16 protein-coding genes are annotated in these 17075 nt (G+C 57.4%); 8 read left to right on the top strand and 8 right to left on the bottom strand.

Annotation, left to right across the window (positions count from 1 at the left end; genetic code table 11):
- Positions 1 to 17 precede the first annotated feature (17 nt).
- From JJO78_RS13225 to tenA, 4 genes are read left to right on the top strand one after another with little or no spacing between them, the layout of a single operon-like run.
- Complete coding sequence (locus JJO78_RS13225) at positions 18 to 5072, top strand: diguanylate cyclase (protein WP_075196978.1); 5055 nt, start codon at positions 18 to 20, stop codon at positions 5070 to 5072.
- A 41-nt stretch (positions 5073 to 5113) separates the two neighbouring features.
- The gene (locus tag JJO78_RS13230) at positions 5114 to 6295 is read left to right on the top strand and encodes an AAA family ATPase (RefSeq protein ID WP_007152694.1); all 1182 of its coding nucleotides are present in this window, start codon (positions 5114 to 5116) and stop codon (positions 6293 to 6295) included.
- A 2-nt stretch (positions 6296 to 6297) separates the two neighbouring features.
- Positions 6298 to 7278, top strand: coding sequence for a ribonuclease Z (locus tag JJO78_RS13235; RefSeq protein ID WP_075196977.1), 981 nt, complete (start codon positions 6298 to 6300; stop codon positions 7276 to 7278).
- A gap of 15 nt (positions 7279 to 7293) precedes the next feature.
- Entirely contained in the window at positions 7294 to 7962 is a 669-nt protein-coding gene (gene tenA, locus JJO78_RS13240; RefSeq protein ID WP_075196976.1) for a thiaminase II, read from the top strand.
- A gap of 11 nt (positions 7963 to 7973) precedes the next feature.
- Here the strand turns inward: tenA and JJO78_RS13245 are convergent, their stop codons facing one another.
- Together JJO78_RS13245 and JJO78_RS13250 are read right to left on the bottom strand one after the other, a co-directional pair.
- Positions 7974 to 8318 (bottom strand): PBPRA1643 family SWIM/SEC-C metal-binding motif protein, encoded by a 345-nt coding sequence (locus JJO78_RS13245; protein WP_075196975.1) that lies wholly within the window; start codon positions 8316 to 8318, stop codon positions 7974 to 7976.
- Between the two features lie 143 nt (positions 8319 to 8461).
- Complete coding sequence (locus JJO78_RS13250; protein ID WP_036209304.1) at positions 8462 to 8887, bottom strand: GFA family protein; 426 nt, start codon at positions 8885 to 8887, stop codon at positions 8462 to 8464.
- A 190-nt stretch (positions 8888 to 9077) separates the two neighbouring features.
- On the opposite strand from JJO78_RS13250, the gene JJO78_RS13255 reads away from it, so the two are divergent.
- The gene (locus JJO78_RS13255; protein ID WP_007152700.1) at positions 9078 to 9401 is read left to right on the top strand and encodes a 2OG-Fe(II) oxygenase; all 324 of its coding nucleotides are present in this window, start codon (positions 9078 to 9080) and stop codon (positions 9399 to 9401) included.
- A gap of 23 nt (positions 9402 to 9424) precedes the next feature.
- Here the strand turns inward: JJO78_RS13255 and JJO78_RS13260 are convergent, their stop codons facing one another.
- The 4 genes from JJO78_RS13260 to JJO78_RS13275 all read right to left on the bottom strand — a co-directional run bounded on the left by JJO78_RS13260 (position 9425) and on the right by JJO78_RS13275 (position 12695).
- Entirely contained in the window at positions 9425 to 10147 is a 723-nt protein-coding gene (locus JJO78_RS13260) for a DnaJ domain-containing protein (protein ID WP_075196974.1), read from the bottom strand.
- 58 nt (positions 10148 to 10205) lie between these two features.
- The gene (locus JJO78_RS13265) at positions 10206 to 10901 is read right to left on the bottom strand and encodes a hypothetical protein (protein WP_075196973.1); all 696 of its coding nucleotides are present in this window, start codon (positions 10899 to 10901) and stop codon (positions 10206 to 10208) included.
- A 46-nt stretch (positions 10902 to 10947) separates the two neighbouring features.
- Entirely contained in the window at positions 10948 to 11403 is a 456-nt protein-coding gene (locus tag JJO78_RS13270) for a GatB/YqeY domain-containing protein (protein ID WP_075196972.1), read from the bottom strand.
- Positions 11404 to 11564: 161 nt separating this feature from the next.
- Positions 11565 to 12695: a M14 family zinc carboxypeptidase gene (locus JJO78_RS13275; protein WP_075196971.1), complete on the bottom strand. Its 1131-nt coding sequence runs from the start codon at positions 12693 to 12695 to the stop codon at positions 11565 to 11567.
- A gap of 241 nt (positions 12696 to 12936) precedes the next feature.
- On the opposite strand from JJO78_RS13275, the gene JJO78_RS13280 reads away from it, so the two are divergent.
- Both JJO78_RS13280 and JJO78_RS13285 read left to right on the top strand, forming a co-directional pair.
- Complete coding sequence (locus JJO78_RS13280; protein WP_075196970.1) at positions 12937 to 13605, top strand: glutathione S-transferase family protein; 669 nt, start codon at positions 12937 to 12939, stop codon at positions 13603 to 13605.
- 160 nt (positions 13606 to 13765) lie between these two features.
- Positions 13766 to 14263 carry a DUF2780 domain-containing protein gene (locus tag JJO78_RS13285; protein WP_075196969.1) on the top strand — a complete coding sequence of 166 codons (498 nt, stop codon included), beginning with the start codon at positions 13766 to 13768 and terminating at the stop codon, positions 14261 to 14263.
- 27 nt (positions 14264 to 14290) lie between these two features.
- Here the strand turns inward: JJO78_RS13285 and JJO78_RS13290 are convergent, their stop codons facing one another.
- Positions 14291 to 14707, bottom strand: coding sequence for an acyl-CoA thioesterase (locus JJO78_RS13290; RefSeq protein ID WP_075196968.1), 417 nt, complete (start codon positions 14705 to 14707; stop codon positions 14291 to 14293).
- A 15-nt stretch (positions 14708 to 14722) separates the two neighbouring features.
- Positions 14723 to 15859 carry a zinc-dependent alcohol dehydrogenase family protein gene (locus JJO78_RS13295; protein ID WP_007152707.1) on the bottom strand — a complete coding sequence of 379 codons (1137 nt, stop codon included), beginning with the start codon at positions 15857 to 15859 and terminating at the stop codon, positions 14723 to 14725.
- Between the two features lie 186 nt (positions 15860 to 16045).
- Between JJO78_RS13295 and JJO78_RS13300 the strand changes: the two genes are divergently transcribed.
- Positions 16046 to 17011, top strand: a complete 966-nt coding sequence (locus JJO78_RS13300; RefSeq protein WP_075196967.1) for a DUF6635 family protein — start codon at positions 16046 to 16048, stop codon at positions 17009 to 17011.
- Positions 17012 to 17075 lie beyond the last annotated feature (64 nt).

Consider the following 17075-nt stretch of genomic DNA (forward strand, 5'->3'; position numbering starts at 1 on the left):
CCCAGGAGCGGCACCTGATGCAGAGCGAATTACAGCTGCCCGGATACACAATCTCCTTCTGCCTCTGGAGAAAAGCAGGCCGGGCGGCCTATCGCGCACGGCGACTCTCGGACGGTGCAGACGTCTGCATTGAAACCCTTGATACCGAATATCCCGACCGCAGGCAGGTGGCCACGCTCAATCACGAAGCCAGCATTGCTTCACGGCTCGACGGCGTGAAAGGCGTACGCAGGGTTCATGACATATTGCCACACGGTAGTGGGAACCTGGCGCTCGTCACCGATCCCTGTGAGCGTTCGCTTGCCTCGGTAATGGCCGAGAGCCGTAACAGACGCTTGCCCCTGCCCCAGGCGCTGAAAATAGCCCAGGCCCTGGTACAGATTCTGAGCGACATCCACGCACAGGACATCGTGCACAAGTCGCTGACACCCCATAACGTCCTGTTTGACTCAAGAAGTGGCGCACTGGTGCTGTCGGGGTTCAATATAGCATCGGAGCTGGGGCAGGAGCGGCAGGCCAAACAGCTGCCCAATCAGCCCGAGGCGGCATTGGCCTACATGTCGCCGGAACAGACCGGGCGCATGAATCGGAGCCTCGACTACCGCTCGGACTACTATTCCCTCGGCTTGCTGCTGTTTGAACTTCTGACCGGCCAACCTCCGTTTACAGCCAACAATACCCTGGAGTGGGTACACAGCCACATAAGTCGTCTGCCTCCGGCGCCTCACACCGTGTTTGAGGACATACCCGAGGCCCTTTCAGACATTGTGCTGAAGCTTCTGGCCAAATCCCCGGAAGAACGTTATCAAAGCAGCCTGGGCCTGCTGCACGACCTATCCCGTTGCGCCACGTCGATAGAACAGGATCTGCCACTGCTGCCCTTCACACTGGGTGAAAAGGATCATCTGCAGAAGTTTCTGATTCCCCAGGCACTTTACGGCCGCGAGCGCGAGCTGCAGGAGTTGCTGAGCCTGTTCGAGCAAGCGGTGGAGGGACGATCCCGTTTCTGCCTGGTTCACGGCTACTCCGGCGTTGGCAAGTCGGCACTGGTCAACGAAATTGATCGCTACCAGATCCGTGAACGCGGCTTCCTGGTCCAGAGCAAGTTCGACCAGTTCCAGCAAAGCGAAGCCTACTCAGCACTGGCAGCCACCTTTCGTGCCCTCGTGCAGCAAATCATGCTAGAGCCCGACAACCAGCTTGACTGCTGGCGCACCGAACTGCTTGGTGCGCTGGGGCCCAACGGCGCCCTGGTGATCGACCTGGTACCGGAGCTGGCGCTGATTATCGGCGAACAACCCCCTGTGACCGAGCTGCCACCCTCAGAGAGCCGTAACCGGTTGCAGCTGGTACTGACCGCATTCCTGCGAGTGTTTGCCGGCGAAGGCCATCCGGTCGTGCTGTTCCTGGACGATCTGCAGTGGAGCGACACCCCAACCCTCGACCTGATACGCCGTATAGTCACCTCCAGGGACCAGAGCCACCTGCTGTTGATTGGCGCCTATCGCAGCAATGAAGTCGGCCCTGGGCACCCGCTCAGATTGCTCCTGGATGACCTCAACAACCATCGGCGAATTCATCAGATCCCTGTGGGGCCGCTTGATGAATCGTCAGTGGACCAAATGGTGGCCGATGCCCTGCGTTGCGAGCCGGAAACGAGCCGCACACTGAGCGAGATGCTGTTTCACCGCGCCCAGGGCAACCCCTTCTTTACCAACGAGTTGCTGCGACAGTTCCATGCCCAGGGGGCAATCTGGTCAGATTCGGGCAGTGGCCAATGGCACTGGCAGCTCGACAGGGCCAGTTGGGATGAAACCAGCCATGACGTGGTTGAGTTCATGCTGGATAACCTGCGACAGCTCCCGGACGAAACGCAGAACGTACTTCAACTGGCCGCCAGCATCGGGAATACCTTTACCCTGCAAACGCTCGCCACCATCTACGAGCATACCGTTGCTGAAACCGCCCGGGCCCTTCTGCCGGCGTTGAAACAGTACACCGTGCTGCCGCTACACAGTGATTATCGCCTGGCGAGACACCAGGACGAAGAGCGGGTGCTCAACCCCAGCTACCGTTTTCAGCATGACCGGGTGCAGCAGGCTGCCTACAACCTCATTGCAACCGACGAGCTCCCCCGGGTACACCTAACGGTCGGGCGCCTGATGCTACAACACGGCGGCGGGCAGGTCGCCGATGACCAATTGATTGATATCGTGAATCATCTCAATCAGGGGCGCGCGCTGATCCAGTCCGGGTCAGAACGCCTTCAACTGGCCGAGTTCAACCTTCGTGCCGGCAGTCGCGCCCGACAAACCTCGGCCTATCAACAGGCACTCGACTACTTGCAGGTCGCCGAGGAATTGCTGCCAGACGACGCCTGGTCACAGATGCCCTCACTGATGGCCACATTGGCGTCAGAGATACAGCTTTGCCTCTACCTCACCGGGCGTACCGACGAGGCCGACCATTGGTTGGAGCAGATGCTGGACCATGCGGACTCCCGGCTGCATCGCGCCGACATTCTCGCCATACGTACCCGGCAGAATGCCACGCTGGGTAGAATGGAGGCGTCTATTCACGCTGCCATTGAGGGGCTGGCACTATTGGGTGTCAATTTCACCGAACACCCCAGCCAGCACGATATCGATGTCGAACGCCAACGGGTACTGACGAACCTGGCTGGCCGCGAAATCACCGACCTGGTTGATGCTCCTGTCATCGAAGACCCAGCCACATTGACCGCCATGCGTCTGCTGATGGAAATCTTTGCTGCCGCGTTTCTCTCCGGCAGCAAGCTGTTCAGCTACCTGGTGCTGAAAGCGGTTAACCTGGCTTTGAATCGGGGCAACTGCCCGGAATCGGCGTTTGCCTATGCCGCCTACGGCATGCTTTTGTGTGGTGAGCTGGACGAGCCCGCCCTGGGCTATCAGTACGCCAAGGTTGGCCTGGCCATCAATGAACGGCTTGATGACCTCAGCCTGAGGGCGCGCGTTATCTATGTATACGCCATGTTCGTTCATCACTGGAGCAACCACTGGGCAACGCTCACGCCCTGGTTCCGCAAGGGCATCGAAGCCGGCTATCAATCCGGCGACCTGCTCTATCTGGCCTACAGTGCCCAGGACTGCGTGATCTGGGACCCGGGCATGGATCTGGAAACCGCTAGCCAGTTGCATCAGGAAAACCTCGACATCGTTCGCGAGTGCGCCTACCAGGATTCGCTGGACTCCGGTTCCCTCTTCCTGCAGATGCAGCGCAATTTTCTTGGCACCACCCACTCACCGGCCAGTCTGAGCACCGATGATTTTGATGACCAGGCGTGTCTCGAGGCAATGAGTACGCGCCGGTTCATGACCGGCATTGCCAATCATCAGATCTACAGTGCCGAGATCAACCTGCTCTACGGGAACTACGAACAGGCACTGCACTTTGTCAGAAAGCAGGACAAGCTAATCAAGTCCGCGATGTCCCTGCCCCAGCTCGTGCGTTTCTACATTGTTGCCAACCTCACCCTCACGACTCTATTCCCCACCATGAACAGGGCTGACCAACAGGCCACACGAGAACGCCTTGAACGGGACCTGGCGCGCATGACCCGTTGGGCGGACAATTGCGAAGCGAATTTCCGCCACCTTCAATTTCTGATGACCGCAGAACTCGCCCGCCTGGATGGCAGGCACGACGCCGCACTGGAGCTCTATGACACGGCCATCGACACGGCACGGGCAAACGGCTTCCTGCGCGATGAGGCCACTGCCTTTGAGCGAGCCGCACGGCACCTGCTGGCACTGGGTAAAGGGCGCTCAGCCGAGGGTTATCTCCGTGGTGCCCACGGGGTATACAACCGCTGGGGCGCACAACGCAAGGTAGAACAGCTGGAGGACGAGTTCCCGGTGCTTCGTCAGTGGGTTCAGGCCCACCTCAGCCCACCAGGAAGCCATTTGGCCAGTCTCGACCTGGCATCGGTTATGAAAGCCTCCCGTGAGATCTCCGGCGAGATGGTGCTGGACCAGCTGTTGCAGAAAACCCTGGCGATTCTGCTGGAAAATGCCGGTGGGCAATGGGGCTGCCTGATTGTCCGGGCCGGTGGTGCGTTCAGTGTCGAGGCCATAATCCGGCCAGAGCAGCCGTCACCACAGGTTGAAATCCCCACCCACTCAACACTCAGTGATCGTCAGGGCAAGGCCCTCGCCCTGCCAATGAGCGTGATCAGCCAGGTGTTTCAAAGGGGCGAAGCCGTGGTCCTGCACGATGCCATGGCGGACGGCCCGTTTGTGAACGACCCCTACACTATTCACCTGCATCCACGATCAGTACTGTGTGTCCCTATCATCGTGCGGGAACGTTTTGAGGCGGCGGTCTACATGGAGAACAACCTGACCGACGCCGTCTTCACCGACGACCGGGTGGAATTGATTCAACTGCTCTCCGCCCAGGCGGCTGTCGCCATCGAAAACGCCCGGCTCTACACTCAGGTACAGGACCATTCCCGGCTCCTGGAAGAGAAAGTGGTTGAACGCACGGCAGAGCTGGAAGAACTCAATGAAGAACTGCAACGCCTGGCCGACCGCGATGGCCTGACCGGCGTCGCTAACAGGCGTTCCGGTGACGCCTACCTCAAAGACACCTGGCTGCGCCTGCGAAGGCAGCCCCAGCCCCTATCTGTGGTTATGCTCGATGTGGATCACTTCAAGCACTTCAACGACAATTACGGCCACCAGATGGGTGACGAATGCCTGATCCGGGTAGCCGAGACACTGCAGGAGCAACTGCAGCGCTCAACCGACATGGTGGCACGCTACGGGGGAGAAGAGTTCATTCTGATACTCCCCAATACTGACGAAAATGGTGCGATACAGGTCGCTGAAAATGCCCGCGTTGCCATCGAAGCATTGGACATCAGGCACGACCATTCAACGGCGCGAGATTGCATCACCGTCAGCGTGGGCTGCGCCACCATCGTTCCCGATGACAAGAGCAGTCTCGAAGAATTGGTCTTTGCCGCCGATGCGGCACTCTACAAAGCCAAAGAGAGCGGCCGAAACCGAATTCAAGCGGCTGAGAGCGCTTGAGATAACGAGACTTTTTTACCAAACTCAGTGATCTTGAGATTATGATCAACGCATTTGCCGTATCCAACTACCGCAGCCTTAAGAGTATCGTCGCGCCCCTGACCGGCCTCAATGTGGTAACCGGGCCCAACGGCTGCGGCAAGTCCAACCTTTACAAGTCTCTGCGGTTACTGGCTGAAACCGCAAAGGGCAACTTAATCTCGTCGATCGCGCAGGAAGGCGGGCTGGATTACACGTTCTGGGCAGGGCCGGAGACCTTTACCAAAGGCATGAAAGACGGTGTCGATCCCGTACAGGGCTCTGCCAAAAAACAGAACAGCCGGCTCAGACTCGGCTTCGTGGGTGAAGACTTCGGCTACGCCATCTCACTGGGTATGCCCGCCCCTCAGGGGTTTGCGGGCTACCAGGACCCGTCCATGTTTCAGTTTGACCCGGAAATCAAGCGCGAGTGCATTTGGGCGGGAGACGTCTGCCGTCCCAGCAGTTGCCTGATTGACCGGGTCGGGCCTGTGGTGAAAGTGCGCAACGGTCGTAAATGGGAAGTCTACAACGCCCACCTCAACACCTACGAAAGCATCCTCAACGAAATCAGCGATCCGGTGGCTGTGCCCGAGGTTCATGCTGTCCGGCAAACCATCCGCAACTGGCGCTTCTACGACCAGTTCCGAACCGATCCCCAGTCCATCATCCGCACGCCCCAAATCGGTACGCGAACGCCGGTGCTTGATCACGACGGCCATAGCCTGGTCGCGGCTCTGCGGACCATCCACGAGATTGGCGACCGGGCGGCGTTGTACGATGCCATTGAGGATGCCTTTCCCGGGGCAACCATCAACTTTGAGGCAGACTCCGGCAACCGTTTCATACTGCAGTTTTTGCAGGAGGGGTTGCTGCGCCCCTTAAACCAGGCGGAGTTGTCGGACGGCACGCTTCGCTACCTGTTGCTGGTAGCCGCACTACTCACGCCAAGACCACCGTCACTATTGGTGCTTAATGAACCGGAAACCAGCCTGCACCCGGATTTGCTGCCTGCCTTGGGGCGCCTGATCAATCGAGCATCACGTGAAACCCAGGTGTGGGTCGTTTCCCACGCACCACGTTTGGTGGCAACTCTGGAACAGGATGGCGACTGTAACTCCATCGCCCTGAACAAGGACCTTGGCGAAACCATCGTCCTGGGGCAGGGTTTGTTGGATGCGCCACCCTGGCAATGGGCGGATTAACAATGGAGTTCACCTTCCTGGGCACATCCGCCGGCACCCCGACACGGTCACGAAATGTGAGCGGGCTGGCCCTATGCCACGCCGGCCCCAAACCCTGGTATTTGATCGACTGCGGTGAAGGCACACAACACCAGTTGCTTCGCACCCGCTACTCGGTTGTGCAATTGCGCGCCATCTTCATCACCCATATCCACGGCGATCACACGTTCGGCCTTCCAGGGCTGCTCACCAGCGCCTCCATGCTTGGCCGCACGGAACCGCTGGACGTCATTGCCCCCATCCAGGTACAACGCTTCATCAGCGCAGTGCTCGCAAACAGCGACTCCAGCCTCAGCTACTCGCTAAACTTTATCGATTCCGAAGCATCGGATTTCCAGTGGCAGGATGAGCACGTCAGGGTTACCAATGTGGCACTGTCCCATCGTGTCGACTGCCGCGCCTATGTGTTCACCGAGCAAAGCCTGGAGCGACAACTACTGCGGGACAAATTAAGCGCGGAAGGCATCGAGCCCGGACCCGGCTGGGGCGAATTGCAGAAAGGCAACGATATAACGCTGGAGGATGGCCGCCTGCTCAGAAGTGACGATTACACACACATTCCCCGCACGGCCCGCCGCCTGATCGTCGCCGGCGACAACGACACCCCAGACCTGCTGGCCGATGCCTGCAACGGCACCCACGTGCTGATCCACGAAGCCACCTATACCCAGGACGTGGCCGACCGGGTCGGCCCCTGGCCACAACACAGCTCCGCTGAACAGGTCGCCCGATTCGCCCAACAAGCTCACTTGCCCAACCTGGTGCTGACCCATTTCAGCTCACGTTACCAGTCCGGGCCGGGAGGTGCGCCCCACATCAACCAACTGGCGACCGAAGCCATGCAGCACTACAAGGGCCAACTGTTTCTGGCGCAGGATTTTGAAACCTATCGGCTGGAAAAGGATTTGTCGCTGAGTTGCCTGACCCAAACACATTCAATCTGACGAAGGATATTCACAATGACGTATCAGTTCGAAGACCTAAGGAAGGCTTGCCGGACAGAATGGCGCGACTACATTGAACACAGTTTCGTAAAGCAGTTAGGCGATGCGTCGCTCGCTCCCGAAGCGTTTCAGCACTACCTCAAGCAGGATTACCTGTTCCTGATCCAGTTTGCCCGCGCCTTCGCCCTGGCGGCCTACAAAAGCCCAACCTTGCTGGATCTCCGCCAGGCAAAGGAAGGCTTGCAGGCCATCGTGGATGTAGAACTGGACCTACACATCAGCTACTGCAAGGAATGGGGCATTTCAGAAGCAGAACTTGCCAACCTGCCGGAAGCGCGCGCCACCCTTGCCTACACACGCTATGTGCTCGACACGGGCAACCGCGGCGATTTGCTCGACCTGCATGTTGCGCTCTCACCCTGCATGGTGGGCTACGGGGAAATCGCCAATTGGCTGAACAACCGGGCAGAAACCATTCGGGGAGACAAAAACCCGTATGACGCCTGGATCGCCATGTATGAAAGCGACGAGTTCCAGCAGGCCATGCACGCGGAAATCCAGTGGCTGGATGAACGACTGGCGGATGTATCCCCCGACAGGTTCGCGCAGCTTACCCGGATATTCAGCGACGCCACCCGGCTGGAAATCGATTTCTGGGAAATGGGCCTGAAACAGAGCGATTGAGAAACGTGTGGTCAACCACAGCACTTCTTGAACTTGGCACCACTCCCGCAATGGCAAGGATCATTGCGGGAAGGCATTTTCGCCGTAGTCACAGTCGTCACTTTGTTCAGGAGTGCGGTCAGTTCGGTGATGGATTCAACCGCACCCTCGCGGGCATCCACTGTAATGTTGGCATGCAGATTGGCTTCCGCCACCTGAGCTTCGACCTCCTGCCTGCGCGCCTCACTGGTAACCACCAGTGTTAGCGGAAACTTCTTGCTGCCACTCTTCTGACTGGCCTTGGTCTGGAAGCCACCATGGGCGGTGTGGTGCTGGCGCGCGTCCTGCCGGCCTTTGTAGAAGAACTTGTCTGACATGCTGAAATCTCGATGAATGGAAGAGTACCCGGCGCCCGAAAAAAGCGAGCGAGCACCGGGCGAGACGTTTTAGCATGCTTATTGAATTGGATATATAGGCATAAGTGGAAATTCGATGCGCCACCCGCCCCGCTCTCATCAAATCACTCTGGCAAAGTGTCGCCTGACCCGCCCATCTCGGCCGGAACATCCTTCATCTTTGGTAGCCCGTCGCGAATCGGCAGTACCGATTCCTGGTAATGCACATGGACCGCGGGCTCAAACGCCAGGTCCGGAAGGTTGGCAACATAGACGTCCATAAGACTTAACGCCGGATGATCGGTAAACACATGACCACCGCACTTTTTACACCACTTGCGATAGCTTTGTTCCGTGAGATGGAATTCGCCAATGTGATCGGCACCCGCTAACACCTCGAAGCTGTCGTATGGCCACAGAGAAAACGCATTCACCGGCCCGGCCGACCAGCGACGACAGGAATCACAGTGACAATATCCCATCGCTTCGGGTGCGCCAGATACCTGAAACTTAACAGCGCCACAAAAACAACTGCCCTGGTACTGAGTCATAACGATCTCCCCCGTTCGTTGGTTAAACACCACCTTCCCAGAGCCACCCGTTTGCTGTACATGATACGAAATCACGAAACTGCCAGGACTTTGGTAGCAGGAAAGTTACGATTCGGAGCGACGGTTGACGGCTGCCCGACAAACCGCACAAACTAACAGCTCAACCCTCCCAAGATAGAACGCACATTCAATGCCCGCAAACGTCAAAACCCGGATTTTGTTCCGCTCCAAACGCCTGAACCTGTACCTCGTCCGCTACCCGGAAGGTCACAAGGTGGGACCGCACCTGGACATGACTTCCGAAGGCCGGCTGTACAAACTCAATTGTGTTCTGGTAAAGCCCAAAGCCGGCGGTGAGTTCATCTGCGAAAAGAACATTTTCAACTTGTTTGGCCGGGTATACCTGTTTCGACCAGATCTCTACCAACACCGGGTTTCGAAGATTGAACGTGGGAATCGTTGGTTGCTCAGCTTTGCACTTAACACATCGGGTAACGTTCCCCTGGCACAATGATCGCCTAGATCCGACAGAAGCCGTCAGCCCAACAAACACGCCTTGGCCTCGTTGATGCGGGCGGCCAAATAGTTACTCCCACCGCGGTCCGGGTGTACTTTCTGCATCATCCTGCGGTGGGCCTGAATGATCTCGTCCTGTGTTGCACCGGGCTTCAGCCCCAAGATGTCCAGTGCTTCGCTCTCGGTAAGTGGACCGCCAGCATTGGCTTGTTCTTCGGATTCTTCACCTCCAGCGCTGGCCTCATCGTCAGCACGCCATGAGTCACCAAACCGGCGGTCAAGATAACTTTCCAGCAGCCGGGCGGAGTCCTCGTCGTGCGCCCGGCAGTATCGCAACAGCTCAAGAAATTCACTTTCGCCCAGGTCCGCCAGCTCTCGCCCGGCCATGGGGCCTTTCAGGACCTTGCCCCTCATGGTGCCGGAGTCATGATCCAGGCTCATTTCCAGAATGTCGCCGGAGACATGGGATTGGTTGCCCGAACTTGCGTTTGCATCTCCCGTTCCGGCCCCCGCCATGCGCCCCGTCAACAATGATGGCAGCACCCGGCGTAGCAGTGGATAGAGAAACGCCAACAACGCGAATAAGGCGTGCAAGCGGCCGGTAACGGCCATCAGAACCACTATCCCGATAGCGGCCATCAAGGCCAGCTTTATCATCGCCGGCTTACGTTGGCTGGCCGGCTGGTTGCGCAGCCAGACCCACGCAACAACCGACAGTGCTATGACCAGAAGCGTTAGTGGCACTCAGATACCCCGGAACTCATCGGTCCATCGATGGCTTGAACGTGGATTGAAACAAGCGCTACTTGATCTGCTGGGTCAAGCGCTTGACCTCTGGAGAGCTGCGGCTGGAAAAATCCTGCAGGGCCTTGGCTCCCCCGGAAGCATAGACCGCCACCGCAGCCATAAGATCCTTGAGAACCTGCGGACTGTTGCGATCGAAGGGGGCATAGGCGCCACCAGACAACTTGCTCACCTGCTGGAACACTGCTCTGGCATGAGCGTCGGCGCCCTCGTGGAACATGAACACCGGCGTTCGCAGCATCCCCAGTTCCCCCGCGGTATGGCACAGTTCGTCCACCGGTTCCTCGCAACAGTCGCCAATAAACACCACCGCCCTTATGGCCTTTTCCCGGGTTTCCTTCACGGCATGAGCCAACACCCGGCTGATCTGGGTGCGCCCACCCAGGCAGGAAACGCCGTTCATCAGGTTCAACAACTGACCGGTCTCCGTCACAAACCCTGTGGCCTTGAACTCGCCAAAGCCGCGGTAGTAACAAAGCTGGATAGCCAAACCACCCAAATCCCGGGTCGCCATGAACAGTTCACTCTGCAAGTGGCACGCCTCATCCCAGGTTGCCTCCCGGCTGGCGGTGGCATCCAGCGCGAATATCAGCCTGGCCTGCCCGCCACCCTGTTTAGGCAGTGTGCGAACCTCGTTGATAAACTGGTCGATGGCCTGTCTATCGGATTTGGGGCGCAGTTCTTTGTCGGCCATAGTGGTCCTTTCTCGTTTACCAGTGCGTCACGAACCTGGGTTACCATCAGCCCGCCAGTGCTGCCCGCACCTTCTTGCTCAGGTGGCCCATATCAACCCGGCCAAGCACCTGGGGCTTTAGCTCGTTCATCACTTTGCCCATATCCTGCATTCCCTGTGCATCGGTAGCGCTGATGGTCATTCGAATCAGGCCGTCCAGATCATCCTCATTCAGGGCCGCAGGCATGAATTCCTCAATGATTACCATTTCCGCTCTTTCCTTGTCACCCAACTCCTCGCGCCCCGCCTCATCGTACTGACTGGCGGCGTCGCGGCGCTGTTTGAGCATCTTGTCCAACACCTTGAGGACATCCTCGTCGCTCAAATCACGGCGCTCATCAATCTCAATCTGTTTGACTGCCGCCTGCGCCATACGCAGGGTGACAAGCCGGGTCTTATCCTTGTTCCGCATCGCGTCTTTCACCGCGGTGTTGAGTTGTTCCTTCAGTGATGGTTCCGACATTGCCGACCTCCTGACCTATCAAATTAGGTGACTGATTTCAGATGGAACGAAAGGGTAGATGTAACGAAAAAGCGAGGCAGGTTCAATCGTTATGATCATATGGCTGGAGCCTCATCCCCTATATGTGGGGATGAGGCTAACCCATTCATGGGTTTACCTTGTTACTCTACTTCTCCTCCCTCCTCGTTAGGCGCGCCAATTCCCGGTCCCCTGGGGGGAAGGCTTTCCGCGATCGTAATGTCCGCGTCGAACAAAGTGCCGTCGGCCATGGCGGCGACAACGGCTTTGGCAGCATTGTACGCAGTCTTGGTAATGTACCCGTTGCCCTTGGTTCCAATACCCCCACGCATTTCGAACAGCACCGATCCGGCACCCAACAATCCATACGCGTTACGGGCGATTCCGGGCGTTGTGGTACCGGGATAGAGCGTGATGTTGGCATAACCGTACTGGTCGAGCTCTGTGGCCATAACCGTGACCACTTTTTTTGCAAGTTCCACTCCAGCCTCAAACTGGTCCACCACACCCAACGCCTCAGCCGCCGATGTGGCATTCGGCCATAGCGTCGATCCGGTGATCAAATTGCCGTCGGCATCGACGTAAGAGCCCTGGTGGTGGAAATCGATAACCACCGAAGGCTGAAATTCGTCAAACAACAAGCGCATGGCAACCGACTCGGGCACAGGATTGGGGCCACCAACGTATGGATCGACCTCCGGACCATCCTCAAGAAACGAATGATAGCGGTTGATGTCATAACCGCGTCCGCGCTGATAAAAAGCAGGACAAGGCCCGGATACGCATGATGGATCGTAATTCTGGCGCCACGGTGGCGTATTCCCGAAAGCATCTTCAACACTTGCGTCAAACCCATCGACATTGACCCTGGGTACGATGGTCAGCGTGAGCGCATCCCGTACGGCTCTCGATTCCCTCGAGTTGTCGGATAGATCTCTGGCCAAATCAACCATAGCCTCACTCACGACATACTCGTTGCCGTGTTGCTGAGCAATGATCATTATGCGCTGAGGCCCGCTCCCTATGGTAACCACGGGGATTTCCCGGCCAGTATTACTGAGGCGAGGAGCGCTCGAAAGGACAAACTCTCCTTTGGCCGACCGATCCAGTTGCTCGAGCGTATGCCAAAGCTGGGCATAACTTCGTAACGCAGCCAAGGACACATTCTGTTCGTCGGTGAGCCAGGGGCCGTTGGGTTTACTCTGGGGAGCCGCATTCGCCAACCCCGTGAAGATTAAGCTACTAATAGCGATGATCGATAACCATGTTTTCATGAGAAATCCTTCCTCTATGTATGTTTCATCGAATGATTATCTAACTATCAGGATACCAACATGCATCCACTACAGATGCCTCTCGCAATATTATTGTTATCCTTATCTAGCTCGGAAAACTGCCTTGTGCAAGAACACTCACTGGAAAACGACTCGAAGCAAAACCCGTGGTGATCCAAAAAGCTATTTGCAGACTACACTGCTAACCTGCTCATTCTTTTGACACCAGTGGAGTCACTGCATGATTACCGTTCACCACCTCAACAATTCCCGTTCACAACGCGTTCTCTGGATGCTGGAAGAATTGGGAGTGCCCTACGAAATCCAGCGTTACGAGCGTGACCCTAAAACCATGCTGGCACCGGCCAGCCTAAAAAAAGTGCACCCGCTGGGTAAATCACCGGTGATTACCGATGGCGATCTGGTGGTAACGGAGTCAGGCGCTATTATCGAGTATCTGGCCCACACCTACGGCAAAGACACCATGTTGCCGGAAACCGGCGGCCAGGCGTGGCTGGATTATACCTACTGGCTGCATTACGCCGAAGGCTCCCTGATGCCACCGTTGGTAATGCGCCTGGTGTTCCAGAAGGTAAAAAACAGCCCGATGCCGTTTTTTATCAAGCCGGTGGCCAAAGGCATTGCCGATAAAACCACTGCTACCTTCATCGGCCCGATGATCAAAACACACCTGGATTTCGTCGAAGCTCACCTGGCAAAAAACACCTGGTTTCTGGGGGACAACCTCAGCGCGGCGGACATTCAGATGAGCTTTCCACTGGAAGCCTCAGTAGCACGGGGTATCGTTGGCAAAGACCGGCCCCATATCAATGCGTGGGTTGAGAGAGCTCACGCCAGGCCGGCTTACCAAAAGGCGCTCGAGAAGGGCGGTGAATACGACTTTGCCTGAACGCACGGAGGAGGGCTCACTGCCCTCCCTTTTTTAGAAGCGAGAAGGCAACACCAAACCGACATGCAGATATGTCTCGGTTTCCCACACTTTTATTAAACACCGTTCGCCACCATCTAAAGGAGACAGACTTCGACCACACATCCCTCAGGATCACTCCATGAACGCGACCATCAAGCAATTCCTCCTGGTTTCAAGCATCTACCTACTCGCCCCAACCGTTAACGCCTTCGACCTTAACGACGCGCTTTCCAGCGGCACCGAAGCAATGACTTCGGCATCAGAAGTCAGCGGTGAAGCCCAGCAACTGGTCGGCCAACTCCAGAATCAGCTCGGCGTCACGCAGGCCCAGGCGACAGGTGGCACCGGCGCCCTGTTACAGCTTGCAAAAAACCAGCTGGGCAAGGATTCAATGAGCACCCTCACCAGCAAAGCCTCGGGCCTGTCCAGCCTGTTGGGCGGTGGTAGCAGCCTGAGCGAAAGCCTGCTCTCCAATATATCGTCGATGGACGGCGTGCGGTCGGCCTTTACAGCTCTGGGTATGGACAGCGGAATGATCCAGCAGTTTGTCCCGGTTATCATGAGCTTCCTGGGGAACCAGGGGGTTGGCTCTTCGTTGCTGGGGCAACTGCAGGGCCTCTGGACGCCTGACGCCTGAATCAGTCGCCCTTCCCGAGAACGGCCTTTACACCGTAATTCGCTCCAGGGCTTCCCGAATCCCTGGAGGAATCGATGTGGATGACTGGGTAGCTCGATCAACGAACACATGGACAAGCTCGCCATGTGCGGCTGCCTGGGCTTCGTTCTCCATGAAAATCCCCACTTCGTAGGTCACAGAACGGGTGCCAATTCTGGCAACCCGAACGCCGGCTTCAAGGGCATCAGGGTAGGCAACCGGCTTCTTGAACTGGCAGCTGGAACTCACCATAAAACCCACTACCGGTGCGTTGTGTATATCAAGACCGCCCTCTTCAATGAGATAGCGGTTGATGACCGAATCGAAGTAGGAATAGTAGGTCACGTTGTTGACGTGACCGTAGATGTCGTTATCCATCCATCGGGTGATGATGGGGTAAAACACGGGGAAGTCAGATCGTTCCATGGAGGCAGCCTGGCGTCAGTGGTCGTCAAAAAGAATGACCTGGCGAATGGCCTTGCCGTTTGCCAATCGCTCAAAGCCTTCGTTGATCTCATCAAGGGTCAGGGTGTCGCTCAGTAGCTTGTCGACCGGCAACCGTCCCTGGCGAAACAGGCTGACGTAGCGGGCCACATCTCGCACCGGCACACAGCTTCCCACATAGCTACCCTTGAGGGTTCGTTCCTCTGCCACCAGGCTCACCTGTTGAATCGACACCTTCCTGTCAGGGTGTGCCAACCCACCTGTTACGGTTGTACCGCCACGACGAGTCAGTTGATAAGCCAACTCCAGCGCCTTTTCAGAACCCGCCATTTCGATCGCACAATCAACGCCTCCGTTGGTCAAGGCTTTCACCTGGCTCACGCAATCTTCGTCCGCCGCGTTGATGCCAGCGCTGGCGCCCAGGCTCTTGGCCATCGCAAGCTTGTCTTCATCCAGATCAATGGCAATGACCTGTCCTGCCCCGGCTACCAGCGCACCCAACACACTGTTCAGGCCCACGCCGCCAAGCCCGATAACGGCGACCGTCTGACCGGCTTTGATATCGGCCGAGTTGATAGCGGCGCCCACGCCCGTCAGCACGGCACAGCCAAAGAGGGCGGCATGATGAAACGGCAGATCAGGATCAATCCGTACCAGTGAATGTCGGGACACCACTGCGTGATCGGCGAACGCCGAGACGCCCAGGTGGTGATTCACCGGCGTACCATCCGCCCGATGCAGCCGGTGTTCGCCACCAACCAGCGTACCGGCATTGTTCGCGACGGCCGCCGGTTCGCACAGGGCGGGGCGACCTTCGGCACAGGGGCTGCAGTGCCCGCAGCTGGGAACAAAGACAGTGACCACGTGATCACCCGGGCTGAGATCTGTCACCCCTGCCCCAACGGCTTTGACCACGCCTGCCGCCTCATGGCCCAGGGCCATAGGCACGGGCCTTGGCCGGTTGCCGTCAATCACAGACAGGTCTGAATGGCACAAACCCGCTGCCCGTATCTGAACCAACACCTCATGATCGCCCGGTGGATCCAGTTCCAGCTCTTCAATCGTCAGCGGTCGGTTTTCGTCGAAAGGCTGTGGCGCACCTATCGTTTCCAATACAGCGGCACGGATTTTCATAACGATGATCCTGTTGGTGTTTTTGTTCGGAATGTCCGCAAGGTACTAAGTTTCTCTGATTTAGGGAAGTTCTGGGGTTTCTCTACCGGATGATCAGGGCGTTAACAGGAAACCGTAACGATTCCTGATAAAGTGAGCGCCTGTAAACGACTCCGTCCCACTTACCGGTAACTGCACCTGTCACTTATGCCCATTGCCATACCACCCGAGCAGACCATCTCCGAAGCAGAGATAGAGCTGGCCATAGGCTCGGGCATTGAACGGTATTTCGCCGACTGCCGGGCGCGGGTGCCGGCGTTTATCGACCGACATTTCCACTATCCCGGCGCTGTGGCAACCAACCGGATGGCACTGGGCTGGGACATGTTGCGGGCGCCGATCAATCTGCTTTGGGCGCCGGTTTACGCCCTTGCCTGCCTGGTAAAAATTCCAACGCGCAAACGAGCCGGTCTGAGATGGCTGCACGGAATGGCTGATCGTGTGCCTGCTGGTTTTACCACTCGCGTACAACAGCACATCTCGAGCCTTATTCAGGCCAACCTGCTGAACAATGGCCAACCAACGGGCCACCTGCTGGAAGACTATCTGGTGGAAGCGCTGGAGGAGGTTTACGAGCGCCACAGCTCTGAGCCAGTCGACCACCAGCACTTTATCAAACTGATAGAGCCCGTGATTGCCGACGCTCTTCGTCAGTACCGCGTAACGCGGACGGCCTCTGCCGATATCACCAACAGCATTTCATGCACCGTGCTGGGCGCGTTTGCATTCCAGAAGTTTACACCTGGGGGCATAGGGCTCGGAGTGGTGCTGGCGTCCATGCTTGCAAAGACCCTGGCCGCACGGGACTTTATCCTCGGCGAAACCATTGGCACGTGGTATTACAGCGTCTTTCCACCGGAGCCGTCGCTGGCAACGACCGCCGGCGTCATGCTCGCGGTCATGGCCGCCCTGGCAGCGTTCGCAGCGCTGTCTGGCGTTATTTCCGACCCCGTGCAGGCGGCACTCGGCCTTCATCGTCGTCGCCTGCACAAGCTGCTGGATCACCTGGAGCGGGACGTATCGCTCAGCACCCAAAGCAGCTTTCGGCCGAAAGACCAGTATGTGGCCCGCATTCTGGACACGTTCGACATGATCCGAGCCGGGTTGATTTAGGCAAGAGCCTCCCAGGCAGGGAGGACTGACTGTTCCTGAACTACAATCAGTACCGGCAGGGCCA

Origin of the sequence: Marinobacter sp. DS40M6 (assembly GCF_028581595.1) — a bacterium.
GTDB lineage: Bacteria > Pseudomonadota > Gammaproteobacteria > Pseudomonadales > Oleiphilaceae > Marinobacter > Marinobacter salarius.